The sequence below is a fragment of the Nostoc sp. ChiQUE02 genome (genome assembly GCF_034531305.2).
Taxonomy (GTDB): Bacteria; Cyanobacteriota; Cyanobacteriia; order Cyanobacteriales; family Nostocaceae; genus Nostoc.
On sequence record NZ_JAVRBN020000022.1, the window covers coordinates 1 to 16,499 of the forward strand.

Genomic DNA, 16,499 nt, shown 5'->3' on the forward strand with positions numbered 1-16,499 from the left:
TAGATAATTGTGGTAAAACCTTATTTTTTAGGAAAAATACAAATTTTATATTGCACTATTTTAGCCTTGCCACGCCACTACAGTGGAATGGTACTTAATCTTAAGCAAAAGTTGCTGCCCAGATCCCCGATTTCTTCAAGAAGTCGGGGATCTAAATCTAGGTTAAGTAAGTGACATTCCACCCTACAGTTTTACAATTCAAACCCCAAAATTACGAATTACGAATTAGTAAAAAGGCTTCAAGGCGGGAGGCGTTAAACTAAATAACTCGTATTGGGTACGATCGCAAAGAAGGCATACTCATACCAGGCAGTCCAGATGAAACTGCGAATCCATCGCTGACGCTTTTCGGGACTCAATTCATATTCAAACGCCCCACGAGATACATCAATAGAAGATAGGTGAGAGTTGCAACCGCAGCCATGTTGATAAGTAAAACCATATTTGGAAGCAATACTTTGCACCTTCATCTGGATAGCAAACACCTTACCTGCATGGAGTATGGCATCCCAAGAACGTTTATGTTCGATATCGCGGGGGTCAAATCGTAAGGCACGTTCTTCAAAAACATGATCGCGGTAAATTGGTGCTAAATGCACATGATAAAAGCTGGCAGGTAGCTCATAACCAAACTCATTAAACAAATCTATGCCAATGCGAGCCACTTTTACTTCATCAGCGCCATCGATTCCTTTTGACTCCACATCACGGAGAATTTCTGCAAAGTTGGGATAGTTGTGTTTGAGAAAGTCTTGCCCAAAAAAGTCAAGGGTTTCCCATGCCAGTTGTGCAAATAGCTGGGAGAATGACGGTATTAAGTGAGCTAGCTGGGGGCGATCGCTAAATAAGTCAACATCACCATGTTCTAATTTGTATAGGAACAACTGTGCCATCTCAACATAACTCTGGGGATGGGAAAGTCCGACACTCGTGCTTCCTCTAGCAATGTCTTGCCACGTAGAAGGTAGTTGAGAAACATGAACCGCATTTTCTCCAGCAATGACTGCAACAGGAGGACATTCGAGAAGTTGCATCGACAATCTCCTTTAAGACTTTAATGTGTAATTTACCTTAAGCGATCGCTAAGTCTATCTTCTGAACACAATTAAAAATGTTTGACAGCCTGTCTTTTGACAGCAAACGTAATTTATTCATAGTTTTTGGGGTACTGGTTATTTCCCCTCTGCTCCCCTACTCCCCTGCTATCTGTGTTCCCCACCAGAGCATTCTCTTCAGCCACCTGCAATTTTCTTATATATTTTCTCACCTTTGATTATCTCTTCATAGTACTGCTCATAAGGGGTGAACCTGATAGATTCTTGTTTTCCTAAACCTAAGATACCAAAGGTGCAAAGGCTATTATAAAACAGTTCATGTACCCGCTTTTGAAGTACCTGATTGAAATATATGAGGACGTTACGACAAAGGATGACATTAAACTCATTAAAAGAACTGTCAGTTGCTAAATTATGCTGGGCAAAAACAACGTTTTCTCTTAGGGATGCTCGAAAGATAGCATTATCATAAGCTGCTGTATAATATTCTGAGAAAGACTTCTTGCCGCCTGCTTTTAGATAAAGCTGAGTATATTCCTGCATCATTTTCAGGGAAAAAATACCACTTTTGGCATTTTGTAATACCTTCTCGTTCGTATCAGTGGCATATATGCGGCAACGGTGATAAAGTCCTTCTTCTTGGAGTAAAATTGCCATTGAGTAGACTTCTTCGCCAGTAGAGCATCCAGCGTGCCAGATGCGAATAAATGGATAGGTTTGCAAGAAGGGGATAACTTGATTTCTGAAGGTGTTATAAAAGCTGGGATCGCGAAACATTGAGGTTACATTCACTGTCAGAGCAAGCAAAAATCGTTCTAAATAGCCACGGTTGTGTAGTAGCTGCTCTTGCAATGCAGAAACATTTGCTAACCCCTCTAAGTGCATGAAGCTCTGAATACGGCGCTTGAGTGAGGAAAGAGCATAATTGCGAAAGTCATAACCGTAGTACTGATACACTCCTTCCAAAAGCAGATGTATTTCGATGTCCTCCAAGATCGGTTTAGGCAGAGGCATAATAATTCGTAATGACGCTCCTGCGTCGCTAACGCTGCGCTAACTTAATTCGTAATTCCTAAATCGTAATTATTAACCCAGTTATGAATGGGCTTTTTGAAATAATGATGCTGGTTTTTGGGTAATTTTCATAAATAAATTTACTTGCTCTCTAGCATCAATTAGAGATGATCAATTAATAATTATTTGCTCATACAACAATCCCAGATAGGTCATAAACAAAAAATAATGAAAATATCTCGCGTACTCCTACAGATAAGTCGAGAGTTGAGCGAACTTGTACTGAGCGACTTGCCTTGAGCGTATCGCTAAAGCGAAAGCTCCGCTAACGCGTAGCGTCTCGTAGAGAAGTCGAAAGGAGTCGAAGTAGTCGAAACTCGTCAACAGAGGTCTTTTTTTTAATCATAAATCACTTAAGTAAGCGACGCGCAGCAAAGGCACTGCAACTACACAAAGTACAGATACTCCTGCAAAGAAGCAAGCTAGGCGCAGCAGAGACACCAGAAAAAAGAAATAGAGAAAATGTTCACGAACAATTTAGGATTGCTGGAAAATCCACGTAGATTTTACGCTGAAAATAGCTTGCTGGATCTATTAAATTTGATCGCGGTGCTACTTATGGGTTTCAGTTTAACCAAGTGGCTGTTACTCCTAAAACAGCGATCGCTATTATTGAAATTCCAGCTAGCCATCTGACTTGGTAGCGCAGATTTTTAATCTCTTGGCTCAGACTTTCTGTCTGTGGTATGGGATATGGTTGCAACTGTGTAACTTCGATCGCTACTTGTTGGGGTGTATTTAGTGGATTTCCAAAAGAGACCTGGGTATGTAGCCAATTAGTAATCAGTTGGGGACAGTTCTTTTTAAACCAATTTAAAGCTAAGGTTCTAAAAACTGGTTTGGACATTCGGGCAATTAATTTCATCACCCTGTTTAGAGGCTTCGAGCGAAGCTTTTGATTGATCAGATTGACTGAACCAACATCATAGAGACAATCCAGAATTAGTTTAACAGTGGCTTCTTCACTGTTAATCAAGTTTTGCAGTAAAAGTAGAACATCATGCATACGCTCTGCTTCAATATACTTTTCTGCTAAGTTTTCTGGAGGATTTACTGAAGAACTTACGGTTGTATTTAGGGTGTTTTGTCTTACTATCGTCATATTGGTAACATAGCAGCCATAATATTTTAAGTACACCTATCTACCGAGAGAAAGATTTTTTATCTAGAGAGAGAACCTAAAAGCCAAAATTTATTTGTGAGAGATATGACTATATCGTCTCTGTAAAAAAGCTATTTGTCTAGTTCCCATGAATCTTTTATCTACTTCTAGGTAAATAAAGTTTTTTATTTAGATGCTAATACCTCAATTTGTGCAACGACCCGTTCTAATTCCTCAATGATTACAGTGGTTCCAGTCTTCCTGAAAGCATCCACAAGCTCTCGATAATACCAAAGAGTACCTTCTTTACGCCCTTGAAAACGTTCCCAAAGTGATTCGCCCAAAACGCGATAATCTTTGAGAATAGACTGGGCGTTGTAAAGTTTATCCGCTAATGACACTAGCAAAACTGATGGGGAAGCGGTAGGAATATGAGCAATGTATGCCTCCTTGCGCTGTCGCCAGGGTGGTTTTGGAGTTGTATCAGCGTCAGTACAACCATCTACAATTGCCGTTACATTGTTACCAAAGCGGCGGCGAATTTCTTCCCGTGTTGTAACCCCACCTTGGTCTTCGATCGCATCGTGTAAGAGGGCTGCGATCGCTTCATCTTCATTTGCCCCGTATTCTAAAGCAATACTGGCAACACCTAATAAATGGGCAATATAGGGAACACCTGAACCTTTACGAACTTGGTTGGCGTGCAGTTGGGTGGCGTAGGTAAGCGCTGTGGTAAAGCGTTCTGAGAGCATTGTTTTGAAGGAATAAAACAGCTTGTAGTCAGATATTGCCTTGGTGTTAATGTCAATTTTATAACAAACTGTTCCAGAGACAGAGAACGCAGAGCAGGAGAGGGGTACAGAAGTAATTGAATCTCAGCCTAAAATTGAGATATCTATCAAGCTTGCTATGGGATCATCATGACCAGCGAAAAAATAACGGTGCAGTCTTTGTATACTGTCACTGATGAAGAATTAATGCTGATGAGTTCGCAAAACCCAGAACTGCGGTTTGAACGCAATGCTAATGGAACGTTAGAAACTATGCCCCCAACTGGTGGAATTTCTGGTAATCGAGAAATAAAAGCAGGAGCCTATTTGTTGAATTGGGTAGAAAGTCAGGATTTAGGTGAAGTTTTTAGTTCAAGTACAGGTTTTAGATTAGCAAATACTGCTGTCAGAGCACCTGATGCTGCTTTTGTAGCTAAAGGACGTTTGCCAGAAGGTTGGGATGAAGAAGACAAATTTATTAATTTAGCACCCGACTTTGTAATTGAAATTCGTTCTAAAAACGATAGTTTGGCAAAACTTAAAGCCAAGATGGAAGAATATATTAGTAATGGTGTTCAATTAGCATGGTTAATTGATAGTAAAAATAAACAAGCTTTAGTTTATCGCCGGGATGGTTCAATTACTCAATATCCAGCTACAGCAGTATTAAGCGGTGAAGATGTTGTGCCTGGTTTTTCCTTGCCTTTAAGAAAATTATTATAAAATTAATTGACCATATTTTATATTAATTCGATCCAAGGATGCACCAACCAAAAAATCTATTTGTTTAAGACTACGCTACAAGGTTTTTTCTTAAGTGGGTTTTGGTGTAGCATTCATTATAAGAAGTAGCATAACGACTAAATTATCAAGATACCATCTTTCTTTTGAACGATATTTGACGATAAGCCGCTCTACATCTGCACCTGAAAGCTTATGGGTAGAAAAGCAAAACTTTTTATTAGAGAAAAAATGTAATTCTACTTTTAGATAGACAATATTTAAACCTATATTCCATCGCCAGATAGATAAGATTTTGATGATAAATTATTAAATTAACTCAAGGATATGCTACTTATAGGAGTTAATTTAATAATGCCAGACAATCCTGGGTTAGGAGAGCAGGCGCTAAATAAAGCCGCAGAAATAGGATTATCTAGCCAATTAGATGAAGTAGAAAATTTAGATATAGACATCAAAACAGACCCGCTGAAACTAGTGCAGGGAGAGGTGGATTCTGTCACCATTGAAGGTGAAGGTATGGTTATGCAGAAAGACCTCCGCATGGAGGAATTTGACATGCAAATGACTAATGTTGCCATTAATCCTCTGAGTGTAGCTTTCGGTAAAATTGAACTAACTAAACCTACTGAAGCTAATGCACAGGTTGTGTTAACTGAGACTGATATTAATCGCGCCTTCAACTCAGAATATGTGCGATCGCAACTGCAAAGCCAAAAAATCCACATTAACGGGCAACTGACGACTATTGAACCTCAACATGTAGACTTTCGACTACCTGGCGATGGGAAAGTAGCACTAAATGCCAGCATAAAATTAGTAGAAACTGGTGAAAATCAGCAAGTTGCTTTTTCGGCAGTCCCCAGGATCAGCGGCAATGGAAAAACTGTTACTCTGGAAAATGTCGAGTATGGCGAGAGTGGAGAAATATCGCCAGAATTGACAAAAGCTTTGATAGATAAAACTAGCGAGATTCTGAATTTGAGTAACTTCGATTTAGAAGGAATGAGTCTACAAGTTAACCAACTAAAAATAGAAGTAGGCAAACTAACCTTAGAAGCTGAAGCTTATGTTGAACAGATTCCTGCTGCTTAAAAATAAGACGCTAATAAATTCAGGATACTAATAATGGAAACTACAGACACAACGCAAACAAGTTCAACGCCTTTCCCAAATATTCCACCAGTTATTGAAAGTAACGACAGTGAGTATCGTGATAGCGGCGTACCTAGTACAGTTGCGATCGCAGGACATCCCCTACACCCGTTGAGTGTGATCTTTCCCATCGCCTTTTTAGCCGCCGCTTTGGGAAGCGATATCGGCTACTGGTTAACTCGTGATTTCTTTTGGGCTAGGGCTTCGCTATGGTTAATCGGACTCGGATTAGCTGGAGGGTTACTCGCTGCTGCGATCGGTTTGAGCGACTTTTTGAAAATTGAACGAGTCCGTAAGCGTACCGCCGGTTGGGCACATTTAATACTTAACGTTGCTATCCTAGTTTTATCACTCGTCAACTTTCTCCTGCGTTGGGGCGACGCTGAGTCACGAATAGTACCTTGGGGACTGTTACTCTCGCTTATTGTCGGTACACTAACTAGTATTTCCGGCTGGTTCGGTGCCGAACTTTCCTATCGCCACAAAATCGGTGTAGTGGGCGCTGGTAGCAGAAGATATCCATAACCAAATAATTCGTAATACTCGCCTCCGGCGAGAAGCAAGCTACGTAATTTGTAATTAACATTCAATATTACGAATTATTGAGAAACGACTATGGAGAGGCTAAAATTTTCGTTAGTGTTTAGCCTTGACAAAATGCTCCAAGATCGTAATCAAAAAATATTTATTATTATTTCTGCGCTCATCGTTGTACCGATGGGCCTTTTCTTTAAGTATTATACTGGGCCTGCCGATCGCTGGTTTAATGACTATGGAGGAGATGTACTTTACGAAATATTTTGGTGTCTGTTTGGATTTTGGTTTTTCAGAAGTCGGGCGGCAATAATCCAAATTCCTATATGGGTTTTTATTATCACCTGTATACTAGAATTCTTGCAACTTTGGCATCCGCCACTATTAGAGGAGATTCGCACTACCTTGATAGGAAAATTGTTACTTGGTACTACCTTTGTTTGGTGGGATTTTCCTCATTATGCATTGGGTTGTGTTTTAGGTTGGTTGTGGCTGCGACAATTACATAAAATAGGTTATGCAAAAAAAAGTCAAGGTTAAACCTAATTCAAAACAGCAAAAAATTGAAGAACAACCTGATGGCAGTTTGACTGTATATTTAAAATCGCCTCCAGTTGATGGTAAGGCTAATGAAGAATTAATTAAACTACTAGCAAAGAAATTTGATGTAGCCAAATCTGATATTAGAATTAAGTCAGGTTTGTCCTCTCGGCAAAAGCTGATAGAAATCGATACAGATATCTAGTTGCTGCTTAATAACATCTTTTTAAAGACTCTGCCTCCTCCTGAATGTGAGGCGATGTCCCACCCAATACATTCTCTACCAGAGCCAAGAAACGAGAGACACAAACTCGCAAAATCGGCTTTTTATGCTTGTGTAATACTGATATACCTTGGTTGAGCTTTGACTCTTTTTATCCAAGCTTGGATAGCAGGAAATTGTGTCAAATCAAACCCACCTTCATCAGCTACATGAGTATAAGCGAACAAGGCGATATCAGCGATCGTGTAACGCTCCCCTACAAAAAAAGTGTGAGAAGTTAAGTGTTTATCCATCAGGCTAAGTGCTGCATAACCTGGTTCAAGCTTTTGCTTGATAGCTTCACTATATTCTTCAGCTTTACCTAAAATAGAAATCCAAAATCTTGATGTAGCAATAAAAGGCTCATGGCTATATTGTTCAAAACATAACCATTGCAGCACTTGCGCTCGTAAAAAGCGGTCATAGGGTAAAAACTCTGTACCTTCACTCAGATATACCAATATGGCATTTGATTCTGCCAAGTATTTCCCTGGCTCGATTTCCAGAACGGGTATCTTCCCATTGGGATTTTTACTTAAAAATTCTGGTGTTCGAGTCTCGCCTTTCAAGATGTTAAGCTCTATCCTCTCAAAAGGCATACCTAGTTGTGTCAATAAAAGACGTATCTTATAACCATTGCCAGAAGGTAAAAAATCGTACAAACGCAGTAGTTCCATGTTAAAATACAGTTAGGAATATGTTGATAAGTGAAGGTTTAAAATACAATATTTTACCAAAAGATTTTCCCAAAACCGGATATTTTTTTTATATTTAGCATCCTGACGTACTAGATAAAATTATCTGAAAAAATAAAAAAAAGTATTATTTATTTTTAGATTGAGATGTTTAATTTAGTTAGTGGTCGAGAATGAAAATATGTGTGGAAGATTTACTCTAAACCAGTCAGCAGCAGGAATATCTGAAGTTTTCCATGTGGAGCCAGTTCCAGATTTAGCAGCCGAATATAACATTGCCCCTACGCAAATGGTGGCAACAGTGTTACAAAATCCCGAAAGCGAAAAGCGAGAATTTAAGCAGTTGCATTGGGGATTAATTCCGTCATGGGCAAAAGATGCAGGAATGGGGGCAAAGCTGATTAACGCTAGGGCAGAAACTGTTGCCGAAAAACCCGCTTTTCGTTCGGCTTTTAAGCATCGACGCTGTTTAGTGCTAGCTGATGGCTTTTATGAGTGGCAACGGCAACAAGGCAAAAAGCAGCCATTTTATTTTCGCCTGCAAGATGGGCAACCCTTCGGCTTTGCAGGTTTGTGGGAGAAATGGCGATCGCCTGCTAACGAAGAAATAATCTCTTGTACAATTTTGACAACGGCAGCTAACGAATTACTCCAACCTATCCACGAGCGGATGCCAGTGATTCTAGAGCCAAAAGATTACGATTTATGGCTAGATTCCCAAGTGCAAAGGCCCCAAACCCTACAGCTGCTATTGCGTCCCTATCCAGCGCCAGCAATGACTGCGTATCCAGTTAGCACCTTGGTAAACAACTCTCGGCATAATAGTCCAGAGTGTATCATCCCACTCAGTGAAAAGAATGCCACCGCAAATCAGTTAAATTAGCTATTGAGCATCTAGGGGATTGGGGAGGTAGAGGGGAAAACTCTTCTCCCTTGCTCCCTGCTCCCTTGCTTCTTCCCCATTGCCCCTTATCCCCAGAGGGGGCCCCGAGTTCCCCATTCCCCAGAGACAACTATGCCAAGAACACAAAAGAACGATAATTTTGTTGACAAATCCTTTACAGTGATGGCGGATATCATTCTGAAGATCCTGCCAACCAACAAAAAAGCTAAAGAAGCGTTTGTTTATTATCGAGATGGCATGTCAGCCCAAGCAGAAGGTGAATATGCTGAAGCATTGGAATATTATGAAGAAGCTCTAACACTAGAAGAAGATACCAACGATCGCGGCTATATTCTCTACAATATGGGGCTAATCTATGCCAGCAACGGTGACCACAACAAAGCTTTAGAACTGTATCACCAGGCAATTGAGTTAAACCCACGCCTACCCCAAGCTTTAAACAACATCGCCGTGATTTATCACTACCAAGGCGAAAAGGAGAAAGAATCTGGAGATAACGAGGCTGGTGAAGCCCTATTTGACCAAGCAGCAGACTATTGGATTCGAGCTATTCGTATGGCTCCCAATAACTACATTGAAGCTCAAAACTGGCTGAAAACCACCGGGCGATCGCAAATTGACGTATTCTTCTAAAAGTCGAAGAGTTAGGAATTATGAATCATTCACTCCTAACTCTTGTACAGACGTGATTAATCACGTCTCTCCTACCTCTTGTACAGACGCGATTAATCGCGTCTCCTAACAAAAAAAATATGATTGACCAAGAACAAGTTCACAGAGTAGCTAATCTTGCTCGTTTAGAATTGACTCCAGAAGAAGAAGAACAATTCACTACCCAGTTAGGAAGTATTCTTGACTATATCGAACAGCTGAATGAACTTGATGTCAGCAATGTTCCCCCAACAACACGGGCAATTGATGTCAGCAATATTACACGAGAGGATGAATTGCAACCCTATCCTGACCGGGAAAGCATTCTCAACAGTGCACCGGAACAGGAAGGCGAATTTTTCAAAGTCCCCAAAATTCTCAATGCTGAATAGTCAATAGCTTTTGACTAGGAAGATAATTATTGATTGCTTTGGGAAGTAGAAGCAACTGGCATTTGGGGTGCAATAACTGTGGAAATCATAACCAATTATCTGGATATGAGATGAAATCATGCAGTTAGTAATGTATAATTAACCCCAAGAGTTCAGGGTGCTTGTCAAGTCTTAAACCGCTTGCTGGTACTGCTAAAGCATGTTGTATGTCTAAATCTGCAATCACTGTTACCGTCAAGTTGTTCGCTGCTTATCAAGAGGCCTTTAAGGTTTCGGAACTGGTGCTGGAATTTCCCAATAGTATGCCAGTCAAAGCAGTATGCGATCGCCTCATAGCTGAACACCCTGAACTCTCCCAATGGCGCGATCTCACCCGTTTTGGGATTAATCTAATATTTGTCGAACCAGATACCCTTTTACAAGATGGGGATGAAGTTGTGTTAATTCCACCAGTTAGCGGCGGCTAGCAAAACAGTTATAAGTTATAAGTGATGAGTTGAAGATTCAAAACTTTTAACTCATAACTACTCAAAGAGAATTAGTCTTAGCAGTTAGCTTTACTAAGTTATCTAACTCTTGCTGCATCTGACTAACAACTAATTCATAGCATTCATTGACATAGTGGCGATCGCTGGCTGCTTCTCTACCGTAGCGTTCAAATACAATTGGCGGACAAACCCGCGTATACATGGGGACAGGTAATGGAATATTGGGCAATGGGCCAATTGCTAATCCCCAAGGCAGTCCTAAATAGATCGGAAAAACTTCCGGATCAATCCCCAACAACCAAGGCATCCCCCATTCATGGAGTTGCTGCACAATTTTGTAGAAATCAGCGAGCACAATCAGCGTATCGTGAGCACCCCAAGAAATCACAGGCACAATCGGCACATTTTCCCGTAAAGCTAACTTGATAAATCCTTGCCGCCCCGCAAAGCAGATTTTGTCACGTAAATAATGCGGTCGAAAGACATCTTCCGCTCCACCTGGATAAACTAACACACTAGCTCCAGAGCGCAAGGCAGTGTAAGCCATTTTCGGATGGGCGATGATAGCTCCAGCCTTGGCGACCAGTTGCGCTAGTGGCGGGCTAACCTGCCAAGCCTTGGGATGCATCAAACCATAAACGGGTTGCTCGACACCAAATCGTCGGAACCAGTCGTACATCATCATTGCCATATCGGGTGCCGCGAGTCCCCCATTGTGCGAACCGACAAATAAGACTTTTTTTTGGGGTGGAATATTTTCCCAGCCACTAGTTTGAACTCGGAAATAGTGGTGATACAAAAAGCCAAACAAGGGCATCAGAGATTCTATGAACTTTGGATCTCGCTCATCCAAAGACCAACCAAGTTTTTTGTTTAAGAGATGTTGCTTTTTTGACATCGATGCATTTTAACAGGATTAGCAAAGGTCAAACAATCCTATATCGAACTGTTGGTGTTGAATACGTCGTATTATATTGAACTAAGCAATGCTGTCAGGGTTGATTTCCCTTAATTGCGATCGCATAATCATTGTCACATCGCAGCAACTAATTTGGTAATGAGGATGGAGTGGTTGCTGGTTTTGAACGCTGTTGCTGGTAAAAACCCACAACTTTTTGAAGATATGCAGCAGTAAATCCGGTGTTGCAGCCTGTATAGCTGCCAGTCATCCACCAACAACCGACGCCACGCACAGCAGCGGTTTCATTATTATTGGTGGCGAGAAACTGCTTGTTTAACTCACGGCGCGTGATGCAGGACACTACTTGACGTGCCGTCGCGGGGCTGTTTTCAAACTGCGTTGGTGTTAATTCTTTTTTGAGACAGTTTTTCGACCAGCCTTTTAAGGTTTCTGGTTTGACTTGCCATTCACTATAAAGTCCATCATTTGCGATACCCGTCTGCGGTGCAGCCAGTCGCAGCGCTTCTACCATCGCCGCAACTTGAGCATCAGAAACCTGTTGTTGTGCTTGAGCTAACAATGATGACAGTCCGAAGCTGACAATCACTCCGCTAAGTAATAATCCTATGGGGTTTCTCCTCATGATTTTGGACTTATTTTTAGATACCAATATTTAGGATACTACGTTTTTACACTTAGCTATTATCAAAGATTAGATTGAATTGGGGACTGGGCGATCGCAAATCCAGACGCCTATGCTCAGGTTTACGCGATTGCCACTGAATACCTCGCTCAACGCTGCGGATGATGCTATCCGCGGATTGCAAACTGTGGCTGATCGTTCCTATGAGGATAAAATCCTGCCTGCACAGATCGAGGTGCGTTCCATCGCCGACCAAAGTATCTGGACGAAATGACGACCCAGTAATCAGTTCAAGCCGACTCATCACGGATAATCGTCAAACCTAAAGCTTTGTAAGAAGTTAGCATCCGATCGGATACAGTCGGTGCCGTTACAAGGTAAGTTAGTGCATGAATTGACTGCACAACATAAGGAGCAGCAGTATCTAACTTCTCCTCTGTAGCTAATCCAACGACCTCCGCTGCTCCAGCAATCATCGCTCGTTTGACATGCACTTCATCCAAGTTCTGTACACTAATCCCAAATTCTGGATGTAGACTACACACCCCCAACATGCACAAATCTGCACGAATCATCCGTAATGCCTCAACTGTAGTAGCACCAACGTTTACCAAGGCTTTTTTGTAGAGTTGTCCACCCAACATTACAACTTCAACATGGCGATGTTCTGCCAAGGCGATCGCAATCGGGGGGCTATTGGTGACAATTGTCGCTTGCAAATCCAAAGGTAAATGACGAGCTACTTGGAGTGTTGTCGTACCTCCATCTAAAATCACCACCTGCCCTGTACAGACTAATTTTGCAGCTGCACGAGCGATCGCTTCTTTTTCTTTCGGTGCTTGCTTTTGGCGATCTGCATAACTAGCAAGAGCTGGAGAAGCCAGAAGTGCCCCCCCATGAACGCGCTGCAATAAACCGGATTCAGCTAGTTCTCGCAGATCCCGACGAATCGTATCCTCAGAAACCTTTAGAACAGCGCTGAGTTCTGATGACAGCACCTTTTTGTCACGACGCAGAATTTCCAAGATGAATTGTCGTCGCTCCGCAGTTAGCATAATTTATTTTCCTGAAGTTGCGTATTTGATCTTGAAATTGCACGTTTGTGAGTTTATACTCATAGGTGTGCAGGTTTCTGCATATTTCTGAGCACATTTAAATAAATTCAAGCACATTCACGCAAGCAAGATTTAACAATCTTAGCTGCCTTTTCAATGAATTTTCACAGCCTGCTTTGTTGATAAAAAGGGGTTAGATTACTATTGCCCGAATTTCTGATATAGCTTTTTCCGAAGTTTGCAAATGCTGTTGTTCTGTCTAAATCGATTTAAATCCAAGGAATAATTTATGACTGTTACTAAAACTCAGTTTCCAATTGATTTGAGTGCTTACAAGCCTTTGGTTCTTAATCCAGCGAATGCAACTCTTACCCTGGAGCAACGAGAGAGCTTAAAAACAAATATTCAACTGTGCCGTGATGCGATCGTCTTTTTTACAGCCACCGGAGCTGCTAGAGGAGTTGGCGGTCACACTGGGGGTCCTTATGACACAGTACCAGAGGTGATTATACTTGATGCCTTGTTTCGGGCAGCATCGGATCAATTTGTGCCGATTTTCTTTGATGAAGCAGGACATCGAGTTGCAACTCAGTATCTGATGGCAGCTTTACATGGTGACTTACCAAGTGAGCAACTCTTACACTATCGTGAAGCACACTCCGGTTTACCAGGACACCCAGAACTGGGGCTAACTCCTGGTGTAAAGTTTAGTTCTGGACGATTAGGGCATGTGTGGCCTTACGTTAATGGTGTGGCGATCGCAAATCCGGGTAAAGTTCTTTTCTGTCTTGGTTCCGATGGTTCCCAGCAGGAAGGCAATGACGCTGAAGCTGCTCGCTTGGCTGTCGCTCAACATCTTAATGTCAAGCTAATCATTGACGATAATGATGTGACAATCGCAGGACATCCTTCAAAATATTTACCCGGTTTTACCGTTGCCAAAACCTTAGAAGGTCATGGGTTGAAGGTACTCGAAGGAGATGGGGAAGACTTAGACGACCTATACCGTCGTATTTGCGAAGCTGTAACTACTCCTGGGCCAATTGCCATTATCAATAAACGCCCCATGTGTCCTGGGATTAAAGGGTTAGAAGGTTCTACTCACGGTCATGATGTGATTTCCGTAGAGCTAGCAATTCAATATCTCGAATCGCGCCAACAAACTGCTGCTGTCGAATACATCAAGAGCATTCAAAAACCAAAACAAACCTACACTTTTCTTGGCTCCAGTAATAAATGGGATGCTAACCGCAATGTGTTCGGTGATGCTGTGGTTGGTGTCTTAAGTCGCATTAGTGAAGCAGAGCGTAAGCAAAACATCAGAGTCATCGATAGCGATCTTGAAGGCTCCTGTGGTTTGAAGAAGATTCACGATGCATACCCTGAAATTTTTATCTCCTCTGGCATTATGGAGCGGGGAAACTTTTCTGCTGCTGCTGGATTTGGGATGGAACCAGGAAAGCAAGGTATTTTCGCAACCTTTAGCGCTTTCTTGGAAATGTGTATCTCAGAGATTACGATGGCGCGGCTAAACTACTCCAATGTACTTTGCCACTTTTCTCATGCAGGTATCGATGACATGGCAGATAACACCTGCCACTTCGGTTTGAACAATATGTTCGCTGACAATGGGTTGGATGATGGTTACGAAACACGTCTTTACTTTCCATCTGATGTTAATCAAATGAAAGCCTGTGTAGAAGCTGTGTTTTTTGATCCGGGACTGCGGTTCATTTTCTCCACCCGTTCTAAAGTACCTAACATTCTTGACAAAAACGGTAATGATCTTTTTGGTAGCGACTATAGATTTGTCCCAGGCAAAGATGAGGTGATTCGAGAAGGAACGCAAGGCTATATCATCAGCTTTGGTGAAGCTCTGTATCGTGCCCTCGATGCCGTCGAGCGTCTTCAGCAAGAAGGGCTGGATGTAGGTTTGATCAATAAACCAACCCTGAATGTTATTGATGAAGAGATGATGGTGAAAATCGGTAATGCTCCTTTTGCACTTGTGGTGGAATCCTTTAATCGTCGAACTGGATTGGGCAGCCGTTTTGGTAGCTGGCTGTTAGAACGTGGGTTTACTCCCAAATACGCGCATCTTGGCACTCATAAAGAAGGTTGCGGCGGTTTGTGGGAACAATTTCCGCACCAAGGCATTGATCCAGTGAGTATTATAAACAAGGTGAAGGATTTAGTTAAATAAATCTCCTTCTATGCTTTTCATGCCCGACTTTTGGCAGTTTTCGCACAGGTAAGGTACAGAAAAAAATTAACCACAGATTAACATAGATCCTCCTAGGGGCGCACAGATGTGCGCCCCTACCCGTGTACCTTATTCAAATTAGAAGCACCATAAAAAACGTTTAATCCTAAAAAATTTTGGGTTTTTAGGATTAAACTTCGGAGTCTTCAACCAACATTTTTATAAAGTGTAATGATAGAAACTTTTCTGTTAAATTCTTTATTGTTACTTTCTCAAGTATCCACCCCTGAACAAAAATTTCTCGATTTAAAAAATAAATTAGAAAATTTTGGATTTAAGGTAATAATTGAGTTACCACCAAAGCGAGGAGCCTATGGGTTATTAGAAGAGGCTCACAAAAAAATTTGGATTAATCCGGTAGTTTTTGAGCTACACATTGGTACTCAGACCCTAATTCACGAAGCTGTTCATGCTGCACAAGTATGTGCGGGAAAAGGGAAAATAAAAACTTTAGGTTTAAATATTCAGCCTATCAATTATGCCCGACCATTTTTTATGCGATATACCGATGTCCACAGGCAAGATTTGGAAAGAGAAGCTTATGCAGTCCAAACTCAACCTAATAGTTTTGATATAGCTGTATCTCTTCTCCAGCAACACTGTAAATAATGTACAAATGATTCTAGAAAATGGCGTGAGTGCTTTGCATCTGACACAAATGTATTGTTTGATAGGCATTTATGGCTGAATAAGTCTTTGACCAATTATTTTTACGTACAGTTGAATTTGTACAAGTAATTATTTAACGAATTATAACAATACTATCTTTGCCAACTTAAAATTAGCGATACACTGAGGAAAATTCCTTGAGGAAGCGTTGATGGCACGGTCAAACGGGGTTACAAGTGAAACGTCTGTAGAGGAATTGTCTACAGTTTCAGACAAAGATACGGTAACAATTGAAGATTCGCCTGAGCCAGTAGAGGATGCCCAGGATATTGACGATATATTGAACTCACTAAAAACTTTACTGAGTACCCTAGAAAAGCTCCAAAAAGTTCGGCAGGAAGTGGGCGACATCAAACCGTTGATTGGGCGGATGCTTGATGGAGAACTGGTTGCTGGTGAAGAGCTTGAGCAACTCAAGGCAGGTGTGAGCAGTCTTTCTCGTCTTGTTCGTGCTTATAATGACCATCAGGTAGCGTTGGCTAAAGCACAACCTGCTAGAAACTTGCTAGATCAAGTGCTGAAAGAGCGTAAAGCTAATTGAATTGGGATTGGGGGCTGGGGAAGAAATTCTTTCGAGATTTGGTTGGAGTCCCAATCCCCAGTTT

Annotated in this window: 21 protein-coding genes; 12 read left to right on the plus strand and 9 right to left on the minus strand. The window is 41.5% G+C overall.

Features of this window, described 5'->3' with window-relative positions:
* Window positions 1-254: 254 nt before the first annotated feature.
* The 4 genes from RM347_RS21500 to RM347_RS21515 all read right to left on the minus strand — a co-directional run bounded on the left by RM347_RS21500 (window position 255) and on the right by RM347_RS21515 (window position 3,983).
* Window positions 255-1,034: a hypothetical protein gene (locus RM347_RS21500; RefSeq protein ID WP_322715738.1), complete on the minus strand. Its 780-nt coding sequence runs from the start codon at window positions 1,032-1,034 to the stop codon at window positions 255-257.
* Between the two features lie 198 nt (window positions 1,035-1,232).
* Window positions 1,233-2,069: a CheR family methyltransferase gene (locus RM347_RS21505; protein WP_322715739.1), complete on the minus strand. Its 837-nt coding sequence runs from the start codon at window positions 2,067-2,069 to the stop codon at window positions 1,233-1,235.
* 625 nt (window positions 2,070-2,694) lie between these two features.
* On the minus strand, window positions 2,695-3,231 hold the full coding sequence (locus tag RM347_RS21510) for a hypothetical protein (protein ID WP_322715740.1): 537 nt from the start codon (window positions 3,229-3,231) through the stop codon (window positions 2,695-2,697).
* A 185-nt stretch (window positions 3,232-3,416) separates the two neighbouring features.
* Entirely contained in the window at window positions 3,417-3,983 is a 567-nt protein-coding gene (locus RM347_RS21515) for an HD domain-containing protein (RefSeq protein ID WP_322715741.1), read from the minus strand.
* A 168-nt stretch (window positions 3,984-4,151) separates the two neighbouring features.
* Between RM347_RS21515 and RM347_RS21520 the strand changes: the two genes are divergently transcribed.
* The 5 genes from RM347_RS21520 to RM347_RS21540 all read left to right on the plus strand — a co-directional run bounded on the left by RM347_RS21520 (window position 4,152) and on the right by RM347_RS21540 (window position 7,176).
* On the plus strand, window positions 4,152-4,724 hold the full coding sequence (locus RM347_RS21520; protein WP_322715742.1) for a Uma2 family endonuclease: 573 nt from the start codon (window positions 4,152-4,154) through the stop codon (window positions 4,722-4,724).
* Between the two features lie 372 nt (window positions 4,725-5,096).
* On the plus strand, window positions 5,097-5,837 hold the full coding sequence (locus tag RM347_RS21525) for an LmeA family phospholipid-binding protein (RefSeq protein WP_322715743.1): 741 nt from the start codon (window positions 5,097-5,099) through the stop codon (window positions 5,835-5,837).
* A gap of 33 nt (window positions 5,838-5,870) precedes the next feature.
* Complete coding sequence (locus tag RM347_RS21530; protein WP_322715744.1) at window positions 5,871-6,422, plus strand: DUF2231 domain-containing protein; 552 nt, start codon at window positions 5,871-5,873, stop codon at window positions 6,420-6,422.
* A 132-nt stretch (window positions 6,423-6,554) separates the two neighbouring features.
* Window positions 6,555-6,971, plus strand: a complete 417-nt coding sequence (locus RM347_RS21535; RefSeq protein ID WP_322715745.1) for a DUF2809 domain-containing protein — start codon at window positions 6,555-6,557, stop codon at window positions 6,969-6,971.
* Complete coding sequence (locus RM347_RS21540) at window positions 6,949-7,176, plus strand: DUF167 domain-containing protein (protein ID WP_190895654.1); 228 nt, start codon at window positions 6,949-6,951, stop codon at window positions 7,174-7,176. The genes RM347_RS21535 and RM347_RS21540 overlap by 23 nt, the downstream gene beginning before the upstream one ends.
* Window positions 7,177-7,298: 122 nt before the next feature.
* On the opposite strand, the gene RM347_RS21545 is transcribed toward RM347_RS21540, so the two are convergent.
* Window positions 7,299-7,910, minus strand: a complete 612-nt coding sequence (locus RM347_RS21545; RefSeq protein ID WP_322715746.1) for a glutathione S-transferase family protein — start codon at window positions 7,908-7,910, stop codon at window positions 7,299-7,301.
* Window positions 7,911-8,109: 199 nt separating this feature from the next.
* On the opposite strand from RM347_RS21545, the gene RM347_RS21550 reads away from it, so the two are divergent.
* The 4 genes from RM347_RS21550 to RM347_RS21565 all read left to right on the plus strand — a co-directional run bounded on the left by RM347_RS21550 (window position 8,110) and on the right by RM347_RS21565 (window position 10,342).
* The gene (locus RM347_RS21550) at window positions 8,110-8,811 is read left to right on the plus strand and encodes an SOS response-associated peptidase (RefSeq protein ID WP_322715747.1); all 702 of its coding nucleotides are present in this window, start codon (window positions 8,110-8,112) and stop codon (window positions 8,809-8,811) included.
* A 132-nt stretch (window positions 8,812-8,943) separates the two neighbouring features.
* Window positions 8,944-9,465 carry a photosystem I assembly protein Ycf3 gene (locus tag RM347_RS21555; protein WP_322715748.1) on the plus strand — a complete coding sequence of 174 codons (522 nt, stop codon included), beginning with the start codon at window positions 8,944-8,946 and terminating at the stop codon, window positions 9,463-9,465.
* A gap of 119 nt (window positions 9,466-9,584) precedes the next feature.
* A complete protein-coding gene (gene gatC / locus RM347_RS21560; RefSeq protein WP_322715749.1) occupies window positions 9,585-9,875 on the plus strand; it encodes an Asp-tRNA(Asn)/Glu-tRNA(Gln) amidotransferase subunit GatC in 291 nt (96 codons plus the stop codon).
* Window positions 9,876-10,081: 206 nt separating this feature from the next.
* Window positions 10,082-10,342, plus strand: a complete 261-nt coding sequence (locus RM347_RS21565; RefSeq protein WP_322715750.1) for a MoaD/ThiS family protein — start codon at window positions 10,082-10,084, stop codon at window positions 10,340-10,342.
* 61 nt (window positions 10,343-10,403) lie between these two features.
* On the opposite strand, the gene RM347_RS21570 is transcribed toward RM347_RS21565, so the two are convergent.
* The 4 genes from RM347_RS21570 to RM347_RS21585 form a co-directional block, all read right to left on the minus strand.
* On the minus strand, window positions 10,404-11,261 hold the full coding sequence (locus tag RM347_RS21570) for a lysophospholipid acyltransferase family protein (RefSeq protein WP_322715751.1): 858 nt from the start codon (window positions 11,259-11,261) through the stop codon (window positions 10,404-10,406).
* Between the two features lie 148 nt (window positions 11,262-11,409).
* A complete protein-coding gene (locus tag RM347_RS21575; RefSeq protein WP_322715752.1) occupies window positions 11,410-11,907 on the minus strand; it encodes a hypothetical protein in 498 nt (165 codons plus the stop codon).
* A gap of 52 nt (window positions 11,908-11,959) precedes the next feature.
* A complete protein-coding gene (locus RM347_RS21580) occupies window positions 11,960-12,211 on the minus strand; it encodes a hypothetical protein (protein WP_322715753.1) in 252 nt (83 codons plus the stop codon).
* Entirely contained in the window at window positions 12,198-12,962 is a 765-nt protein-coding gene (locus RM347_RS21585) for a DeoR/GlpR family DNA-binding transcription regulator (RefSeq protein ID WP_322715754.1), read from the minus strand. The genes RM347_RS21580 and RM347_RS21585 overlap by 14 nt, the downstream gene beginning before the upstream one ends.
* A 289-nt stretch (window positions 12,963-13,251) precedes the next feature.
* Between RM347_RS21585 and RM347_RS21590 the strand changes: the two genes are divergently transcribed.
* The 3 genes from RM347_RS21590 to RM347_RS21600 all read left to right on the plus strand — a co-directional run bounded on the left by RM347_RS21590 (window position 13,252) and on the right by RM347_RS21600 (window position 16,435).
* Complete coding sequence (locus RM347_RS21590; RefSeq protein ID WP_322715755.1) at window positions 13,252-15,165, plus strand: transketolase C-terminal domain-containing protein; 1,914 nt, start codon at window positions 13,252-13,254, stop codon at window positions 15,163-15,165.
* A gap of 231 nt (window positions 15,166-15,396) precedes the next feature.
* Complete coding sequence (locus RM347_RS21595) at window positions 15,397-15,834, plus strand: hypothetical protein (protein WP_322715756.1); 438 nt, start codon at window positions 15,397-15,399, stop codon at window positions 15,832-15,834.
* Between the two features lie 211 nt (window positions 15,835-16,045).
* Window positions 16,046-16,435 carry a hypothetical protein gene (locus RM347_RS21600; protein WP_322715757.1) on the plus strand — a complete coding sequence of 130 codons (390 nt, stop codon included), beginning with the start codon at window positions 16,046-16,048 and terminating at the stop codon, window positions 16,433-16,435.
* The last annotated feature ends 64 nt before the right edge of the window (window positions 16,436-16,499 follow it).